General features: G+C 46.8%; 7 protein-coding genes. 2 read left to right on the top strand and 5 right to left on the bottom strand.

Features of this window, described 5'->3' with window-relative positions; genetic code table 11:
* Positions 1–79: 79 nt before the first annotated feature.
* On the top strand, positions 80–5,440 hold the full coding sequence (locus KFB94_07380; protein QVL45099.1) for a tetratricopeptide repeat protein: 5,361 nt from the start codon (positions 80–82) through the stop codon (positions 5,438–5,440).
* A 121-nt stretch (positions 5,441–5,561) separates the two neighbouring features.
* Complete coding sequence (locus KFB94_07375; GenBank protein QVL45098.1) at positions 5,562–6,479, top strand: hypothetical protein; 918 nt, start codon at positions 5,562–5,564, stop codon at positions 6,477–6,479.
* Between the two features lie 52 nt (positions 6,480–6,531).
* Here KFB94_07375 and KFB94_07370 read toward each other — a convergent pair whose 3' ends face one another.
* From KFB94_07370 to KFB94_07350, 5 genes are read right to left on the bottom strand one after another with little or no spacing between them, the layout of a single operon-like run.
* Positions 6,532–16,593 carry a hypothetical protein gene (locus KFB94_07370; GenBank protein QVL45097.1) on the bottom strand — a complete coding sequence of 3,354 codons (10,062 nt, stop codon included), beginning with the start codon at positions 16,591–16,593 and terminating at the stop codon, positions 6,532–6,534.
* The gene (locus KFB94_07365; GenBank protein QVL45096.1) at positions 16,560–17,249 is read right to left on the bottom strand and encodes a hypothetical protein; all 690 of its coding nucleotides are present in this window, start codon (positions 17,247–17,249) and stop codon (positions 16,560–16,562) included. Before KFB94_07365 ends, KFB94_07370 begins: the two co-directional genes overlap by 34 nt.
* Positions 17,216–17,905, bottom strand: a complete 690-nt coding sequence (locus KFB94_07360; GenBank protein ID QVL45095.1) for a hypothetical protein — start codon at positions 17,903–17,905, stop codon at positions 17,216–17,218. The genes KFB94_07365 and KFB94_07360 overlap by 34 nt, the downstream gene beginning before the upstream one ends.
* Positions 17,872–19,218 (bottom strand): Ig-like domain-containing protein, encoded by a 1,347-nt coding sequence (locus KFB94_07355; GenBank protein QVL45094.1) that lies wholly within the window; start codon positions 19,216–19,218, stop codon positions 17,872–17,874. Before KFB94_07355 ends, KFB94_07360 begins: the two co-directional genes overlap by 34 nt.
* On the bottom strand, positions 19,185–20,426 hold the full coding sequence (locus KFB94_07350; protein QVL45093.1) for an Ig-like domain-containing protein: 1,242 nt from the start codon (positions 20,424–20,426) through the stop codon (positions 19,185–19,187). Before KFB94_07350 ends, KFB94_07355 begins: the two co-directional genes overlap by 34 nt.
* Positions 20,427–20,668: the final 242 nt, after the last annotated feature.

Below are 20,668 nucleotides of genomic sequence, written 5' to 3'. Positions count from 1 at the left end.
GAATAATAGTTGGGGGATTACAATTTTTTAATATCAATCAAGATTATGAATCTTGGTTATAATATTTAAGTTTGAATACATGATGAGAAAGAAAAGTCTACAATCCATATCCAAACAAAAAGTTTCCGAAAAATCAAAACGTTCACTATCAGTGCATACTTCAATTGAGGAGGCTTTAATTGATCTGGTAAATTTATATCGTCTACTAAAATTTCGAGAGGTTACTGATAAAGCAGCCGATCTAGTAAAAAACCATCCAAAATCATTAGGGCTTTTGAATATCTACGGAGCAGCACTTTTATCATCTAATAAAGTAAATGAGGCACAAGAAGTGTTTCAGCAAGCACTTAGGCTAGCGCCAGATATACCAGAAATACATAATAATATTGGTTTATGTAAGCAAAAACTAGGGGACTTCTTAAATGCCCTTGATGCATATAAACGAGCGATAAAAATTAAACCATCTTATGTTGATGCAATATTTAATCTTGGGAATCTTTTGCACGACACTGGAAAGTTTTTTGGTGCCATAAAAGCTTATAAAAAGGCATTAAAACTTGAGCCAAAACATAATAGCTCACTAATTAATTTAGCAATTTTATTTTCGGATCTAGGTTACATAAAAAAATCAATCGAAATATATAAGCAGTTACTTCAAAATGAGCCTAATAACTCCCAGTCATATGTAAATTTAGCCGGAGTTTACAGCAAATCAGGACAAGACTCTGATGCAATAAAATGTTATGAAAAAGCCATTTCACTTGATCTTTTGAATGAAAATGCAGTTTGCAAGAAGGGTGACTTTCTACAGAAAAAGGGGGACTTTCAGCTTGCAATCGAGTGTTTTTCTAAGGCACTAAAAATAAACAAAGATTTTGAATATGCAAAAATTCAACTATATTTTTTTAAAAGATACATCTGTAAGTGGAGCAAAGCTGTCAATAATAGAGTTGATTTAAAAATTTCAAATAATATCGAAAAAGCGGCTTCACCATTTTCAGCGCTAGCCCTCGAGGATAATCCAAACAATCAGCGCATTAGATCAGAGCTTTGGGCTAAAAGGAGATACAATAAAAAATACAATACACTCAATTTAACACTCTCTGCAAATAATAAACTAAGAGTAGGAATATTTAGCGCTGATATTCACGATCATGCAACTTTATATTTAATTTCTGGATTATTTAGATCTTACTCAAGTTTAAGTATCGAGCTCTACCTTTTCAGCTATGGGCAATTTAAAAATCTTACAGTTCGTGAAGAGCTTCAAAGAATTGTGACAAAATTTTTTGATTGTTCAACTACATCAGACATCGGTATTGCAAGGATTGCATCTGAGCTTGAATTATCAATTGCAATTGACCTAAAAGGCTATACACAATTTACAAGAACAGAGATATTTCAATATCGACTTGCGCCAATTCAGATCAACTATCTAGGCTACCCTGGTACAATGGGCGCTGAATTTATCGACTACATTATTGCCGATCCAATTGTAATTCCTGCTGAACAACGGAAATTTTACACTGAAAAAGTTATTTACTTACCACACACCTACCAGCCTAATGATAATACAAGGGCTATTGCACAGCTTCTCCCAAGTCGTGAAACTTTATGTCTTCCTGAAAATAGTTTCATTTTTTGCTGCTTTAACAATAACTACAAAATTAGCCCATCAGAATTTGATATATGGATGCGCATTTTGCGAAAAATACCTAACGGTGTCTTATGGCTATTAAAGTCTAACAAGTGGGCGGAAAGTAATTTACGAAATGAAGCTAAAAATCACGGCGTTAATCCGGCTAGAATCATCTTTGCCGAAAGAGTGCCACACGACGAACATCTAGCAAGACACAAATACGCCGACCTATTCCTAGACACGTTTAACTACAACGCTCACACTACGGCTAGTGATGCTTTATGGGCAGGGCTGCCGATTGTTACTAAGCAAGGAAAGCAGTTTGCCGCCAGAGTCGCCTCCAGCCTACTACACGCCGTCGGGCTTCCCGAGTTGGTCACCACTACCGAAGAGGAGTACGAAGCACTCATTCTCGAGCTAGCAACTAATCCGGAAAAACTACAGACAATCAAAACAAAGCTGGAACAAAATCGCCTAAAAGAGCCGTTGTTCGACACCCATCAGTACACCCGAAACTTCGAAAAAGGTCTTTGGCAGGCCCACCAACTCTACTTACAAGGCAAACCAGCACAGGATATCTGGGTTGAAGACTCTAGTATTTCTGAAGTTTTTCAAGCCTCTGAAGTGGGTTCAAATAATACGCAGAAGAAAATACAAATTACCCATTCGAGCACGGCAACAAAAGCGGAGCGCAATCCACCTAAAGAGATATTGGATGATCTCATTACGCTATTCGGAAACAGACGCTATGAGCAGGTTATTCTAGAATCGAGAAACCTGCTTAAGGACTTTCAAGACTCGCCGCTACTCTGGAATATTTTTGGTGCAGGGAATCAAGCTATCGGTAACTTAGATGAAGCGGAAAAAGCATTTCAAAAATCTATTGAACTAAACCCAGAACTCCCGGAAGCATACAATAATCTCGGCATTATTCTTAAAACAAAGCACCAATATCCGGAAGCGGAAGAAGCTTTCAAACAGGCCATCCGTAAAAAACCGAACGACTATGATTCCTACAACAACTTAGGAAATGCCTACTTTGATCAAGGCAAATACGAAAAGGCAATCAAAACCTACGAAAAAGCTATTGAGCTCAAGCCAGACTCTGTTGTTCAGTATATCAATATAGGTAATGTTTTTCGTACTTTGGGCAGATATGTCGAATCGATGAGCTCTTACGAAAATGCTCTCAAAATTGATCCTAATTGCGCTGAAGCACTTGAGAAAATTGGGCATTTATACTACGATAATCGTGGCTTTGAGAAGGCGCGAGCTGTATATAAAAAATTAATTGACATTGGATGGGAAAAAGTAGATGTGTATCTTAGTCTTGGTAATTCCCTAGAGGAACTTGGTAGATCGTCTGAGGCAATACAAGCCTATGAGAAAGAGATTGAACTCTATCCAGACAATTACAAAACGTATAGCAATCTAGCAAATATATATAAAGACACGGGAAACCTATCAAAGGCTATTAAGCACTATAGTCGATCAGTTAGCTGTAACCCCACTTTTTCTCCTGCGAAAGCAATGCTCCTCCATGTTTGTGGGCAGACTTGTGATTGGTCAACACTACAGCAATTCTCTGTCGAGGAAAGGTTCCTGGGCATAAAGACGAGTGCAATATCACCTTTTCTAATGCTGTCGGTTGAGGATGATATGGAGAGGCAGCTGCTAAGATCCAGGAACTGGGTGAAGGAAAAGCTTAAGGCGGAACCCCTACCTATTCAACCGTCTTCAAGAGTGAAGAAAGATTATCTGAGAGTTGGGTTATTCAGCGCTGACTTTAATAATCATGCAGTGATGGAAGTTTTGCAGGGTTTTTTAAGGGTACACAACAAAAAATCTGTCGAAATTTTCTCTTATAGCTTCGTCAGTAAAGTTGATGAAATGCAACAAAAAGCTCAAGCGTTTTCAGATAATTTTTTTGATGTTTCTAAAATCTCAGATATGGAAGTTGTAGAGCATGCCAGAGCAGATCAGTTAGATATTGCGATTGATCTAATGGGATATACAAGCAAAAACCGATCCGAGATATTCCAGTACCGGCTTGCGCCAATTCAAATAAATTATCTGGGATACCCTAGCTCAATGGGCGCTGATTTTATGGATTACATTATTGCCGATCCAATTCTCATTCCAACAGAACAGCGAAAGAACTATCACGAAAAGGTTATTTATCTTCCACACAGCTATATACCCAGTGATAATGAGCGTGCTATTGGATCTACTTCTACTAAACGCTTAGATTTTGGGCTTCCTGAAACGCATTTCGTCTTCTGTTGTTTTAACAACAGCTACAAAATTAGTCCGCACGAATTTGATATATGGATGCGCCTGCTTCAAAAAGTACCAAACAGTGTTCTGTGGCTTTCAAAATCGAACGAAAGTGCAGAAACAAACCTACGTAAGGAAGCTGAATTAAGAAGCATCAGCCCATCCCGACTTATATTTGCTGAGAAAATACCCGATATAAAAGAACATCTCGCTAGACTAAAACATGCGGATCTTTTCATTGATACGTTTAACTACAACGCTCACACTACGGCTAGTGATGCTTTATGGGCAGGGCTGCCGATTGTTACTAAGCAAGGAAAGCAGTTTGCCGCCAGAGTCGCCTCCAGCCTACTACACGCCGTCGGGCTTCCCGAGTTGGTCACCACTACCGAAGAGGAGTACGAAGCACTCATTCTCGAGCTAGCAACTAATCCGGAAAAACTACAGACAATCAAAACAAAGCTGGAACAAAATCGCCTAAAAGAGCCGTTGTTCGACACCCATCGGTACACCCGAAACTTCGAAAAAGGTCTTTGGCAGGCCCACCAACTCTACTTACAAGGCAAACCAGCACAGGATATCTGGGTTGAAGACTCTAGTATTTCTGAAGTTTTTCAAGCCTCTGAAGTGGGTTCAAATAATACGCAGAAGAAAATACAAATTACCCATTCGAGCACGGCAACAAAAGCGGAGCGCAATCCACCTAAAGAGATATTGGATGATCTCATTACGCTATTCGGAAACAGACGCTATGAGCAGGTTATTCTAGAATCGAGAAACCTGCTTAAGGACTTTCAAGACTCGCCGCTACTCTGGAATATTTTTGGTGCAGGGAATCAAGCTATCGGTAACTTAGATGAAGCGGAAAAAGCATTTCAAAAATCTATTGAACTAAACCCAGAACTCCCGGAAGCATACAATAATCTCGGTATTATTCTTACCGACAAGAGAAGTTTTGAAGAAGCTCAGAGCCTTTATGAAAAAGCCATAGATCTTAAACCCAATTATATTGATGCGTATTTCAACCTAGGGCGTCTTTTTTCCTTAGCAGGTCGCGACTTCAACGCATTATTAACTTATAAAAAGGCGCTAGAGCTTGACGAGAATCATCATGACTCTTTATTCAATATTGGGGTCATTCTTCATCAAGTCGGAAACATTGACAGTGCAGTTTCATTCTACCAGCAAGCTTTTAAGATCCGACCGTATAATCCTTTTACCCTAAGCTATCTTCTTTTCTTAGAAATGAAGAGATCCAATTGGAGCTCTTGCTGCGAACTGCTGGAACAGTACCGAAGCAACCAGAACAAAGATGCACCAATATTACCTTTTCTAATGCTGTCGATTGAGGATGATATGGAGAGGCAGCTGCTAAGATCCAGGAACTGGGTGAAGGAAAAGCTTAAGGCGGAACCCCTACCTATTCAACCGTCTTCAAGAGTGAAGAAAGATTATCTGAGAGTTGGGTTATTCAGCGCTGACTTTAATAATCATGCAGTGATGGAAGTTTTGCAGGGTTTTTAAGGGTACACAACAAAAAATCTGTCGAAATTTTCTCTTATAGCTTCGTCAGTAAAGTTGATGAAATGCAACAAAAAGCTCAAGCGTTTTCAGATAATTTTTTGATGTTTCTAAAATCTCAGATATGGAAGTTGTAGAGCATGCCAGAGCAGATCAGTTAGATATTGCGATTGATCTAATGGGATATACAAGCAAAAACCGATCCGAGATATTCCAGTACCGGCTTGCGCCAATTCAAATAAATTATCTGGGATACCCTAGCTCAATGGGCGCTGATTTTATGGATTACATTATTGCCGATCCAATTCTCATTCCAACAGAACAGCGAAAGAACTATCACGAAAAGGTTATTTATCTTCCACACAGCTATATACCCAGTGATAATGAGCGTGCTATTGGATCTACTTCTACTAAACGCTTAGATTTTGGGCTTCCTGAAACGCATTTCGTCTTCTGTTGTTTTAACAACAGCTACAAAATTAGTCCGCACGAATTTGATATATGGATGCGCCTGCTTCAAAAAGTACCAAACAGTGTTCTGTGGCTTTCAAAATCGAACGAAAGTGCAGAAACAAACCTACGTAAGGAAGCTGAATTAAGAAGCATCAGCCCATCCCGACTTATATTTGCTGAGAAAATACCCGATATAAAAGAACATCTCGCTAGACTAAAACATGCGGATCTTTTCATTGATACGTTTAACTACAACGCTCACACTACGGCTAGTGATGCTTTATGGGCAGGGCTGCCGATTGTTACTAAGCAAGGAAAGCAGTTTGCCGCCAGAGTCGCCTCCAGCCTACTACACGCCGTCGGGCTTCCCGAGTTGGTCACCACTACCGAAGAGGAGTACGAAGCACTCATTCTCGAGCTAGCAACTAATCCGGAAAAACTACAGACAATCAAAACAAAGCTGGAACAAAATCGCCTAAAAGAGCCGTTGTTCGACACCCATCGGTACACCCGAAACTTCGAAAAAGGTCTTTGGCAGGCCCACCAACTCTACTTACAAGGCAAACCAGCACAGGATATCTGGGTTTGAAAGTAATCTTTTGCATTCTCTTGGGTTAAATAACTAACCCAAGAGAAAATATTTACACTGGCGCAAATGGCGAGAGCATGATCTGTTCGTCTTCCATTATTAAAGTGGATGTAGCCACATCAAGCAACATCAACCCTATATCGCCTGCTGGATTACCTTGAAAAACAAAGCTCCCTGCATCATTACCTGCTCCAAAATTAAAGTTAAATACAACAGCCTCATTATCAGCTATAACACCATCATTAGCTAGGTATCGCAAAGCATTTTCAAGCTTCGCGGAGCTATCGATGAAAAGCTGAGTGCTGTCATCAAGTCCAAAGAAACTTAGCACCCCTCCACTCACCGTAATCATCCCGATTGAACTTGCGGCAGTTGTGACGTCATCCACAACAGAGTCTTGTCCATAATTGCCATTCAACTTAATCACTGAAGAAGTATCAATAGATAAGGTATCGAAAAATGGTTGAAAATTAGTTACAACATCATACTGATTAAGAAGCGCCGGTGAGTCATTGGCACTTATAGAAAAAGTTGTTCCTGAACTATCTGCCGTTATGATGAATACGTCGGCAGTAACGCCATTCGATGCTGACACAGGCTCAGAACCAAGTGTGATTGCATTTACTAAAGCATCTCGAATCTGTTCAACTGTATCTCCAGGAAGCACATCATAAATAAATTCAGTACCATTAATCGAAACCGATATCGAGTCATCTGGGACCTCGAGAATTGTTACCTGAACTTGCTGTTGACTTGATCCAACGTTCCCGGTGTTAACTTCCGACAAAAACGCCGTTCCTGGGGCGGTGGCTGTTAAGGTAACTGTCCGATCTGTCACACCCGCAGCGGCAGTCACTATCGGTGCGACCGTGCCTGAGTTGTTGATCTCTGTAATTAGGTTGGCGCGGATATTATTTAGCGCGGTTGTACTATTACCCGCCACAGGGCCGCCTGTGCCATCACCATTTGCGCTCAGATCCTGCAGCACTACGGTGTAAGTCACAGTATTTCCATTGACCGTTACCTGGATCGCATCACCGATCTCATAGGTACCAGACAGGGTAATTGTGTCGAATTGAGCTATATCTTGCGCATTCTGCGCCTGCACCGATAAAGTAATCACAATACCAACTTGTTTAGCAGTTAGCGTAATACCTCCAACCCCACCTGATGCCGAAGCAGTTACATCGCTCGAACCAGTAACGGGATCATTAATCACATCAATCAAACCGTTACGTACTTGGGTTAGCGTCTGGCCAGCAGAGCTTGTATAGGTATAAGCCACCCCATTGATCGTTGCGGTGTATGTGTCTCCTGCCTCAACATTTCCCGCAATTGAAATCAGATCAATCTGTTCCGTACCCGCACGGTTACTATCCGTTGCCGTTGCCGTAAAGGCTGTGCCCGGAGAGTCTGCCGTCAGCGTCACAACACCAGCACCGCCCGTTGCCGCCGTCGCCGTTACAGGCAACGACGTGTTGGCATTAATCAGTCCGATCAATCCATCGCGAACCGCATCCTCATTCGCATCACCTGCCGTAGCCGTATACGTAAAGGCTGTGCCGTTGACGGTGATCGTAAATGAATCACCCTCCTCAATGTTACTAATCGTCACCGTATCAACCTGCTCTAACGCCGCACGGTTACTATCCGTTGCCGTTGCCGTAAAGGCTGTGCCCGGAGAGTCTGCCGTCAGCGTCACAACACCAGCACCGCCCGTTGCCGCCGTCGCCGTTACAGGCAACGACGTGTTGGCATTAATCAGTCCGATCAATCCATCGCGAACCGCATCCTCATTCGCATCACCTGCAGTAGCCGTATACGTAAAGGCTGTGCCGTTGACGGTGATCGTAAATGAATCACCCTCCTCAATGTTACTAATCGTCACCGTATCAACCTGCTCTAACGCCGCACGGTTACTATCCGTTGCCGTTGCCGTAAAGGCTGTGCCCGGAGAGTCTGCCGTCAGCGTCACAACACCAGCACCGCCCGTTGCCGCCGTCGCCGTTACAGGCAACGACGTGTTGGCATTAATCAGTCCGATCAATCCATCGCGAACCGCATCCTCATTCGCATCACCTGCCGTAGCCGTATACGTAAAGGCTGTGCCGTTGACGGTGATCGTAAATGAATCACCCTCCTCAATGTTACTAATCGTCACCGTATCAACCTGCTCTAACGCCGCACGGTTACTATCCGTTGCCGTTGCCGTAAAGGCTGTGCCCGGAGAGTCTGCCGTCAGCGTCACAACACCAGCACCGCCCGTTGCCGCCGTCGCCGTTACAGGCAACGACGTGTTGGCATTAATCAGTCCGATCAATCCATCGCGAACCGCATCCTCATTCGCATCACCTGCAGTAGCCGTATACGTAAAGGCTGTGCCGTTGACGGTGATCGTAAATGAATCACCCTCCTCAATGTTACTAATCGTCACCGTATCAACCTGCTCTAACGCCGCACGGTTACTATCCGTTGCCGTTGCCGTAAAGGCTGTGCCCGGAGAGTCTGCCGTCAGCGTCACAACACCAGCACCGCCCGTTGCCGCCGTCGCCGTTACAGGCAACGACGTGTTGGCATTAATCAGTCCGATCAATCCATCGCGAACCGCATCCTCATTCGCATCACCTGCCGTAGCCGTATACGTAAAGGCTGTGCCGTTGACGGTGATCGTAAATGAATCACCCTCCTCAATGTTACTAATCGTCACCGTATCAACCTGCTCTAACGCCGCACGGTTACTATCCGTTGCCGTTGCCGTAAAGGCTGTGCCCGGAGAGTCTGCCGTCAGCGTCACAACACCAGCACCGCCCGTTGCCGCCGTCGCCGTTACAGGCAACGACGTGTTGGCATTAATCAGTCCGATCAATCCATCGCGAACCGCATCCTCATTCGCATCACCTGCAGTAGCCGTATACGTAAAGGCTGTGCCGTTGACGGTGATCGTAAATGAATCACCCTCCTCAATGTTACTAATCGTCACCGTATCAACCTGCTCTAACGCCGCACGGTTACTATCCGTTGCCGTTGCCGTAAAGGCTGTGCCCGGAGAGTCTGCCGTCAGCGTCACAACACCAGCACCGCCCGTTGCCGCCGTCGCCGTTACAGGCAACGACGTGTTGGCATTAATCAGTCCGATCAATCCATCGCGAACCGCATCCTCATTCGCATCACCTGCAGTAGCCGTATACGTAAAGGCTGTGCCGTTGACGGTGATCGTAAATGAATCACCCTCCTCAATGTTACTAATCGTCACCGTATCAACCTGCTCTAACGCCGCACGGTTACTATCCGTTGCCGTTGCCGTAAAGGCTGTGCCCGGAGAGTCTGCCGTCAGCGTCACAACACCAGCACCGCCCGTTGCCGCCGTCGCCGTTACAGGCAACGACGTGTTGGCATTAATCAGTCCGATCAATCCATCGCGAACCGCATCCTCATTCGCATCACCTGCAGTAGCCGTATACGTAAAGGCTGTGCCGTTGACGGTGATCGTAAATGAATCACCCTCCTCAATGTTACTAATCGTCACCGTATCAACCTGCTCTAACGCCGCACGGTTACTATCCGTTGCCGTTGCCGTAAAGGCTGTGCCCGGAGAGTCTGCCGTCAGCGTCACAACACCAGCACCGCCCGTTGCCGCCGTCGCCGTTACAGGCAACGACGTGTTGGCATTAATCAGTCCGATCAATCCATCGCGAACCGCATCCTCATTCGCATCACCTGCAGTAGCCGTATACGTAAAGGCTGTGCCGTTGACGGTGATCGTAAATGAATCACCCTCCTCAATGTTACTAATCGTCACCGTATCAACCTGCTCTAACGCCGCACGGTTACTATCCGTTGCCGTTGCCGTAAAGGCTGTGCCCGGAGAGTCTGCCGTCAGCGTCACAACACCAGCACCGCCCGTTGCCGCCGTCGCCGTTACAGGCAACGACGTGTTGGCATTAATCAGTCCGATCAATCCATCGCGAACCGCATCCTCATTCGCATCACCTGCAGTAGCCGTATACGTAAAGGCTGTGCCGTTGACGGTGATCGTAAATGAATCACCCTCCTCAATGTTACTAATCGTCACCGTATCAACCTGCTCTACCGCCGCACTATTCGTTGCCACAGCACTGCCAGTAAAAGGCGTATTATCCGCATCTGCAAGCAGCTCGATCTGCCCTAAACCACCTGGAGATGATGCAGTTACCGGCACCACTCCTGGACTGTCATTGTTTATTCTGTCAATTAATGCGTCACGAATGTTGTTTAACCCATCGCCAGCAATCGCCGTATAAGAGAAAGTTACTGCATCAATCGTAATACTAAATACGTCCCCGGCCTCAACAACACCCGAGATCGACACAAAACTCCTCTGCTGATCACTAACGCCTGCTGCAGTATCAAGAACATAAGTTGCTGTTTGAGTGCCATCCGAACCCGCAGCAACATTCGCTACCGAAGTTGCCTGCACCGCATCCTGATTAGTAGCTCCAGCTGTGACATTGGCGACCGAAGTTGCCTGAACCGCATCTTGGTTAGTAGCCCCAGCCGTAACATTAGCGACCGAAGTTGCCTGAACCGCATCTTGGTTAGTAGCCCCAGCCGTAACATTAGCGACCGAAGTTGCCTGAACCGCATCTTGGTTAGTAGCCCCAGCCGTAACATTAGCGACCGAAGTTGCCTGCACTGCATCTTGGTTAGTAGCTCCCAAAGTAACGTTGGCCACTGAAGAAGCACGTGACGCCTCTTGGTTATCTGACGCACCGGCCGTCACATTGGCTACCGAAGTTGCCTGCACTGCATCCTGGTTAGTCGCACCCAAGGTAACATTGGCCACTGAGGTTGCCTGCACCGCATCTTGATTAGTAGCCCCAGCCGTAACATTAGCTACTGAAGTTGCCTGCACCGCATCTTGATTCGTCGCACCCAGCGTAACGTTTGCCACCGAGGTTGCAAGCAATGCCTGCTGATCAGTCGCTCCCGCAAGCGTCGCAGGTGTCGAACCCAAAAACGCCATCACCTGCGTGTCGTCAATACCAAGAGCGGCACGATTAACCGATGTAACAGAAGCTGTAAACGCCGTTCCTGGGGCGGTGGCTGTTAAGGTAACTGTCCGATCTGTCACACCCGCAGCGGCAGTCACTATCGGTGCGACCGTGCCTGAGTTGTTGATCTCTGTAATTAGGTTGGCGCGGATATTATTTAGCGCGGTTGTACTATTACCCGCCACAGGGCCGCCTGTGCCATCACCATTTGCGCTCAGATCCTGCAGCACTACGGTGTAAGTCACAGTATTTCCATTGACCGTTACCTGGATCGCATCACCGATCTCATAGGTACCAGACAGGGTAATTGTGTCGAATTGAGCTATATCTTGCGCATTCTGCGCCTGCACCGATAAAGTAATCACAATACCAACTTGTTTAGCAGTTAGCGTAATACCTCCAACCCCACCTGATGCCGAAGCAGTTACATCGCTCGAACCAGTAACGGGATCATTAATCACATCAATCAAACCGTTACGTACTTGGGTTAGCGTCTGGCCAGCAGAGCTTGTATAGGTATAAGCCACCCCATTGATCGTTGCGGTGTATGTGTCTCCTGCCTCAACATTTCCCGCAATTGAAATCAGATCAATCTGTTCCGTACCCGCACGGTTACTATCCGTTGCCGTTGCCGTAAAGGCTGTGCCCGGAGAGTCTGCCGTCAGCGTCACAACACCAGCACCGCCCGTTGCCGCCGTCGCCGTTACAGGCAACGACGTGTTGGCATTAATCAGTCCGATCAATCCATCGCGAACCGCATCCTCATTCGCATCACCTGCCGTAGCCGTATACGTAAAGGCTGTGCCGTTGACGGTGATCGTAAATGAATCACCCTCCTCAATGTTACTAATCGTCACCGTATCAACCTGCTCTAACGCCGCACGGTTACTATCCGTTGCCGTTGCCGTAAAGGCTGTGCCCGGAGAGTCTGCCGTCAGCGTCACAACACCAGCACCGCCCGTTGCCGCCGTCGCCGTTACAGGCAACGACGTGTTGGCATTAATCAGTCCGATCAATCCATCGCGAACCGCATCCTCATTCGCATCACCTGCCGTAGCCGTATACGTAAAGGCTGTGCCGTTGACGGTGATCGTAAATGAATCACCCTCCTCAATGTTACTAATCGTCACCGTATCAACCTGCTCTAACGCCGCACGGTTACTATCCGTTGCCGTTGCCGTAAAGGCTGTGCCCGGAGAGTCTGCCGTCAGCGTCACAACACCAGCACCGCCCGTTGCCGCCGTCGCCGTTACAGGCAACGACGTGTTGGCATTAATCAGTCCGATCAATCCATCGCGAACCGCATCCTCATTCGCATCACCTGCAGTAGCCGTATACGTAAAGGCTGTGCCGTTGACGGTGATCGTAAATGAATCACCCTCCTCAATGTTACTAATCGTCACCGTATCAACCTGCTCTAACGCCGCACGGTTACTATCCGTTGCCGTTGCCGTAAAGGCTGTGCCCGGAGAGTCTGCCGTCAGCGTCACAACACCAGCACCGCCCGTTGCCGCCGTCGCCGTTACAGGCAACGACGTGTTGGCATTAATCAGTCCGATCAATCCATCGCGAACCGCATCCTCATTCGCATCACCTGCAGTAGCCGTATACGTAAAGGCTGTGCCGTTGACGGTGATCGTAAATGAATCACCCTCCTCAATGTTACTAATCGTCACCGTATCAACCTGCTCTAACGCCGCACGGTTACTATCCGTTGCCGTTGCCGTAAAGGCTGTGCCCGGAGAGTCTGCCGTCAGCGTCACAACACCAGCACCGCCCGTTGCCGCCGTCGCCGTTACAGGCAACGACGTGTTGGCATTAATCAGTCCGATCAATCCATCGCGAACCGCATCCTCATTCGCATCACCTGCAGTAGCCGTATACGTAAAGGCTGTGCCGTTGACGGTGATCGTAAATGAATCACCCTCCTCAATGTTACTAATCGTCACCGTATCAACCTGCTCTAACGCCGCACGGTTACTATCCGTTGCCGTTGCCGTAAAGGCTGTGCCCGGAGAGTCTGCCGTCAGCGTCACAACACCAGCACCGCCCGTTGCCGCCGTCGCCGTTACAGGCAACGACGTGTTGGCATTAATCAGTCCGATCAATCCATCGCGAACCGCATCCTCATTCGCATCACCTGCAGTAGCCGTATACGTAAAGGCTGTGCCGTTGACGGTGATCGTAAATGAATCACCCTCCTCAATGTTACTAATCGTCACCGTATCAACCTGCTCTAACGCCGCACGGTTACTATCCGTTGCCGTTGCCGTAAAGGCTGTGCCCGGAGAGTCTGCCGTCAGCGTCACAACACCAGCACCGCCCGTTGCCGCCGTCGCCGTTACAGGCAACGACGTGTTGGCATTAATCAGTCCGATCAATCCATCGCGAACCGCATCCTCATTCGCATCACCTGCCGTAGCCGTATACGTAAAGGCTGTGCCGTTGACGGTGATCGTAAATGAATCACCCTCCTCAATGTTACTAATCGTCACCGTATCAACCTGCTCTAACGCCGCACGGTTACTATCCGTTGCCGTTGCCGTAAAGGCTGTGCCCGGAGAGTCTGCCGTCAGCGTCACAACACCAGCACCGCCCGTTGCCGCCGTCGCCGTTACAGGCAACGACGTGTTGGCATTAATCAGTCCGATCAATCCATCGCGAACCGCATCCTCATTCGCATCACCTGCAGTAGCCGTATACGTAAAGGCTGTGCCGTTGACGGTGATCGTAAATGAATCACCCTCCTCAATGTTACTAATCGTCACCGTATCAACCTGCTCTAACGCCGCACGGTTACTATCCGTTGCCGTTGCCGTAAAGGCTGTGCCCGGAGAGTCTGCCGTCAGCGTCACAACACCAGCACCGCCCGTTGCCGCCGTCGCCGTTACAGGCAACGACGTGTTGGCATTAATCAGTCCGATCAATCCATCGCGAACCGCATCCTCATTCGCATCACCTGCCGTAGCCGTATACGTAAAGGCTGTGCCGTTGACGGTGATCGTAAATGAATCACCCTCCTCAATGTTACTAATCGTCACCGTATCAACCTGCTCTAACGCCGCACGGTTACTATCCGTTGCCGTTGCCGTAAAGGCTGTGCCCGGAGAGTCTGCCGTCAGCGTCACAACACCAGCACCGCCCGTTGCCGCCGTCGCCGTTACAGGCAACGACGTGTTGGCATTAATCAGTCCGATCAATCCATCGCGAACCGCATCCTCATTCGCATCACCTGCAGTAGCCGTATACGTAAAGGCTGTGCCGTTGACGGTGATCGTAAATGAATCACCCTCCTCAATGTTACTAATCGTCACCGTATCAACCTGCTCTACCGCCGCACTATTCGTTGCCACAGCACTGCCAGTAAAAGGCGTATTATCCGCATCTGCAAGCAGCTCGATCTGCCCTAAACCACCTGGAGATGATGCAGTTACCGGCACCACTCCTGGACTGTCATTGTTTATTCTGTCAATTAATGCGTCACGAATGTTGTTTAACCCATCGCCAGCAATCGCCGTATAAGAGAAAGTTACTGCATCAATCGTAATACTAAATACGTCCCCGGCCTCAACAACACCCGAGATCGACACAAAACTCCTCTGCTGATCACTAACGCCTGCTGCAGTATCAAGAACATAAGTTGCTGTTTGAGTGCCATCCGAACCCGCAGCAACATTCGCTACCGAAGTTGCCTGCACCGCATCCTGATTAGTAGCTCCAGCTGTGACATTGGCGACCGAAGTTGCCTGAACCGCATCTTGGTTAGTAGCCCCAGCCGTAACATTAGCGACCGAAGTTGCCTGAACCGCATCTTGGTTAGTAGCCCCAGCCGTAACATTAGCGACCGAAGTTGCCTGCACTGCATCTTGGTTAGTAGCTCCCAAAGTAACGTTGGCCACTGAAGAAGCACGTGACGCCTCTTGGTTATCTGACGCACCGGCCGTCACATTGGCTACCGAAGTTGCCTGCACTGCATCCTGGTTAGTCGCACCCAAGGTAACATTGGCCACTGAGGTTGCCTGCACCGCATCTTGATTAGTAGCCCCAGCCGTAACATTAGCTACTGAAGTTGCCTGCACCGCATCTTGATTCGTCGCACCCAGCGTAACGTTTGCCACCGAGGTTGCAAGCAATGCCTGCTGATCAGTCGCTCCCGCAAGCGTCGCAGGTGTCGAACCCAAAAACGCCATCACCTGCGTGTCGTCAATACCAAGAGATGAATTAATCCTAGTTATTGCGATCGTAACATCTTCATCTTCTCCACCAGCTAAAATGTTTTGGTTCAATTGCGTATAGGCTCTTGCAGCAATCTGAGAATCTTCACCAAGCACTACATTGTCTACTAAAAAGTTAATATCTACGTTTTCAGTTCCAATTACAATTCTATCTTCTCCGCTATCTTCTCCGAGATTAATCTGATCCGCCCCGAAACCTGTTTCGATTATAGACCCCCCGTTATTAAAAATATTTAACACCTGAGAATTAGGACTGCCTAGCATCTCTAATGATCCTGGACCATCAAAAATTGCATTATCAGCATCATCAGCATTTATGATGAAGTTCAATCCTTGAGCAACAGAAGTAGTTTCCGCTGCCGCCAAATGGAAAGATTGACTAAAGGGATTGCTTTGATTTCCGGCCGCATCAGTTGAGATTGCTGTTAAGGTATTGTTCCCACCAAATATTACGTTTAAAGAGCCAGAAGTTGGTGGTATCTCCGACGTATTTACAGACCAGACACCAAAGTTAGAGGTAATGGCGGAATAGGTAGCTCCGGAAATTGTTAAGGTAACAACTGAATCAGCCTCGGCTGTACCAGTTATAATTGGAGAAATTTGATTACTGAGATCCACAACCGTAATTGCAACAGTCGGTGATACAGTGTCCACAGCATAGCTATTTGAGGTACCCGTACCTGTGCCCAAATTGCCCGCAGCATCAGTAAAGTTTGCACCCGTCAGACTAACAACATTCGCAGTATCTTCAATAGTAGCATCCGGTGTTAGCGTTAAGGTCGCAGACAAACGATCTTCCGCTACCGACAGATCGCTTAGCACACCATTCTCAGCAGAAAAATCTTGCAATACCAGCGATTCAGGAGCAATCGCCTCCGAAAAACTACCGTCACAGTCGTCGTTTCACCAATTATCAGGCTCGAGTCAGCAACCGTAATCGAGGTCACTGTCGGTGCAATCGTATCGGCACTAGATCCATTAGAAACTGAAGACAACGTTTGAGATGCAGCTGGATTACCGACAACATCAGTAACCGAGTTAACCGCACCTGCATTAGCTGTATAAATCAGGTTAGTCACTACGCTACCAGATTGAATCGGAGAAGACAATGTTAGCGTAACCTTATTAGCGTCAGAATCAGTTCCAATAACTGCAGCATCAATGGTCCCAGAGTAAGCTTGACCATCGATTGTCACAGCATAGTCAGCGGGCTCCAGTGTACCACCAACTAACTCGCTGTATGTAATGACTATACTCAAACCGTTCGAAGACACCACAGCCGAATTCATCGTAGGTGATACAGTGTCCACAGCATAGCTATTTGAGGTACCCGTACCTGTGCCCAAATTGCCCGCAGCATCAGTAAAGTTTGCACCCGTCAGACTAACAACATTCGCAGTATCTTCAATAGTAGCATCCGGTGTTAGCGTTAAGGTCGCAGACAAACGATCTTCCGCTACCGACAGATCGCTTAGCACACCATTCTCAGCAGAAAAATCTTGCAATACCAGCGATTCAGGAGCAATCGCCTCCGAAAAACTACCGTCACAGTCGTCGTTTCACCAATTATCAGGCTCGAGTCAGCAACCGTAATCGAGGTCACTGTCGGTGCAATCGTATCGGCACTAGATCCATTAGAAACTGAAGACAACGTTTGAGATGCAGCTGGATTACCGACAACATCAGTAACCGAGTTAACCGCACCTGCATTAGCTGTATAAATCAGGTTAGTCACTACGCTACCAGATTGAATCGGAGAAGACAATGTTAGCGTAACCTTATTAGCGTCAGAATCAGTTCCAATAACTGCAGCATCAATGGTCCCAGAGTAAGCTTGACCATCGATTGTCACAGCATAGTCAGCGGGCTCCAGTGTACCACCAACTAACTCGCTGTATGTAATGACTATACTCAAACCGTTCGAAGACACCACAGCCGAATTCATCGTAGGTGATACAGTGTCCACAGCATAGCTATTTGAGGTACCCGTACCTGTGCCCAAATTGCCCGCAGCATCAGTAAAGTTTGCACCCGTCAGACTAACAACATTCGCAGTATCTTCAATAGTAGCATCCGGTGTTAGCGTTAAGGTCGCAGACAAACGATCTTCCGCTACCGACAGATCGCTTAGCACACCATTCTCAGCAGAAAAATCTTGCAATACCAGCGATTCAGGAGCAATCGCCTCCGAAAAACTACCGTCACAGTCGTCGTTTCACCAATTATCAGGCTCGAGTCAGCAACCGTAATCGAGGTCACTGTCGGTGCAATCGTATCGGCACTAGATCCATTAGAAACTGAAGACAACGTTTGAGATGCAGCTGGATTACCGACAACATCAGTAACCGAGTTAACCGCACCTGCATTAGCTGTATAAATCAGGTTAGTCACTACGCTACCAGATTGAATCGGAGAAGACAATGTTAGCGTAACCTTATTAGCGTCAGAATCAGTTCCAATAACTGCAGCATCAATGGTCCCAGAGTAAGCTTGACCATCGATTGTCACAGCATAGTCAGCGGGCTCCAGTGTACCACCAACTAACTCGCTGTATGTAATGACTATACTCAAACCGTTCGAAGACACCACAGCCGAATTCATCGTAGGTGATACAGTGTCCACAGCATAGCTATTTGAGGTACCCGTACCTGTGCCCAAATTGCCCGCAGCATCAGTAAAGTTTGCACCCGTCAGACTAACAACATTCGCAGTATCTTCAATAGTAGCATCCGGTGTTAGCGTTAAGGTCGCAGACAAACGATCTTCCGCTACCGACAGATCGCTTAGCACACCATTCTCAGCAGAAAAATCTTGCAATACCAGCGATTCAGGAGCAATCGCCTCCGAAAAAACTACCGTCACAGTCGTCGTTTCACCAATTATCAGGCTCGAGTCAGCAACCGTAATCGAGGTCACTGTCGGTGCAATCGTATCGGCACTAGATCCATTAGAAACTGAAGACAACGTTTGAGATGCAGCTGGATTACCGACAACATCAGTAACCGAGTTAACCGCACCTGCATTAGCTGTATAAATCAGGTTAGTCACTACGCTACCAGATTGAATCGGAGAAGACAATGTTAGCGTAACCTTATTAGCGTCAGAATCAGTTCCAATAACTGCAGCATCAATGGTCCCAGAGTAAGCTTGACCATCGATTGTCACAGCATAGTCAGCGGGCTCCAGTGTACCACCAACTAACTCGCTGTATGTAATGACTATACTCAAACCGTTCGAAGACACCACAGCCGAATTCATCGTAGGTGATACAGTGTCCACAGCATAGCTATTTGAGGTACCCGTACCTGTGCCCAAATTGCCCGCAGCATCAGTAAAGTTTGCACCCGTCAGACTAACAACATTCGCAGTATCTTCAATAGTAGCATCCGGTGTTAGCGTTAAGGTCGCAGACAAACGATCTTCCGCTACCGACAGATCGCTTAGCACACCATTCTCAGCAGAAAAATCTTGCAATACCAGCGATTCAGGAGCAATCGCCTCCGAAAAACTACCGTCACAGTCGTCGTTTCACCAATTATCAGGCTCGAGTCAGCAACCGTAATCGAGGTCACTGTCGGTGCAATCGTATCGGCACTAGATCCATTAGAAACTGAAGACAACGTTTGAGATGCAGCTGGATTACCGACAACATCAGTAACCGAGTTAACCGCACCTGCATTAGCTGTATAAATCAGGTTAGTCACTACGCTACCAGATTGAATCGGAGAAGACAATGTTAGCGTAACCTTATTAGCGTCAGAATCAGTTCCAATAACTGCAGCATCAATGGTCCCAGAGTAAGCTTGACCATCGATTGTCACAGCATAGTCAGCGGGCTCCAGTGTACCACCAACTAACTCGCTGTATGTAATGACTATACTCAAACCGTTCGAAGACACCACAGCCGAATTCATCGTAGGTGATACAGTGTCCACAGCATAGCTATTTGAGGTACCCGTACCTGTGCCCAAATTGCCCGCAGCATCAGTAAAGTTTGCACCCGTCAGACTAACAACATTCGCAGTATCTTCAATAGTAGCATCCGGTGTTAGCGTTAAGGTCGCAGACAAACGATCTTCCGCTACCGACAGATCGCTTAGCACACCATTCTCAGCAGAAAAATCTTGCAATACCAGCGATTCAGGAGCAATCGCCTCCGAAAAAACTACCGTCACAGTCGTCGTTTCACCAATTATCAGGCTCGAGTCAGCAACCGTAATCGAGGTCACTGTCGGTGCAATCGTATCGGAAGGTGATGGACTAGAGCCGCCTCCGCCTCCGCCTCCGCCGCCAGCAGCAGCGCCTATACCAACAACCCCAAGAGCACCCAAGCCTAATAAACCATAAGACGTAGATGAGTCGGACTCAACACCCTCATTTTCATCATCCTCATTTTCTTCTTCTTTAACATTGTCACTAGCTGTATCCGCTGTCATTGCATTTTCTGCTTCTGCTAACAATATAATCTCTGAATCAAAAATTTGATCTATTAGACCATCTTCCGACCCTTTTGGATGCTGATTATATTTAATAGGTTCTTTAGCTGTTATTTTCTTTGGATTTTTAGCTGGAGTTAAATCACCAACCTCATAGTTTTGGGTTGATATGTTTGATGTAACATCATTCGAGCTAGAAGAAATGTCGAGAAGTTTTGTTGCAAGTAATTTAATATAATCAAACATTGTGCGAACCTAAAAAATAAATATTTGTATAACATTATATATTGAATAAAATTTTTTGTGTAAATCATTTAATAGTTAGTTCCATCTGTCAATTCTTTCGCAACAGATTGTTAGGTCATTACATCATTCTCATTTTAATGGAATGAGCCGGCGTGTGAAGATGTCAGGCGCAAAATACTCTAAGCGGATACAAAATCGTAGTCTATTTATATGCATTTACTGGACGATAAAGCCAATCTCGA

The sequence above is a fragment of the Methylophilaceae bacterium genome (assembly GCA_018398995.1).
Lineage (GTDB): Bacteria > Pseudomonadota > Gammaproteobacteria > Burkholderiales > Methylophilaceae.
This window is presented reverse-complemented; position numbering and strand designations above follow the sequence as displayed.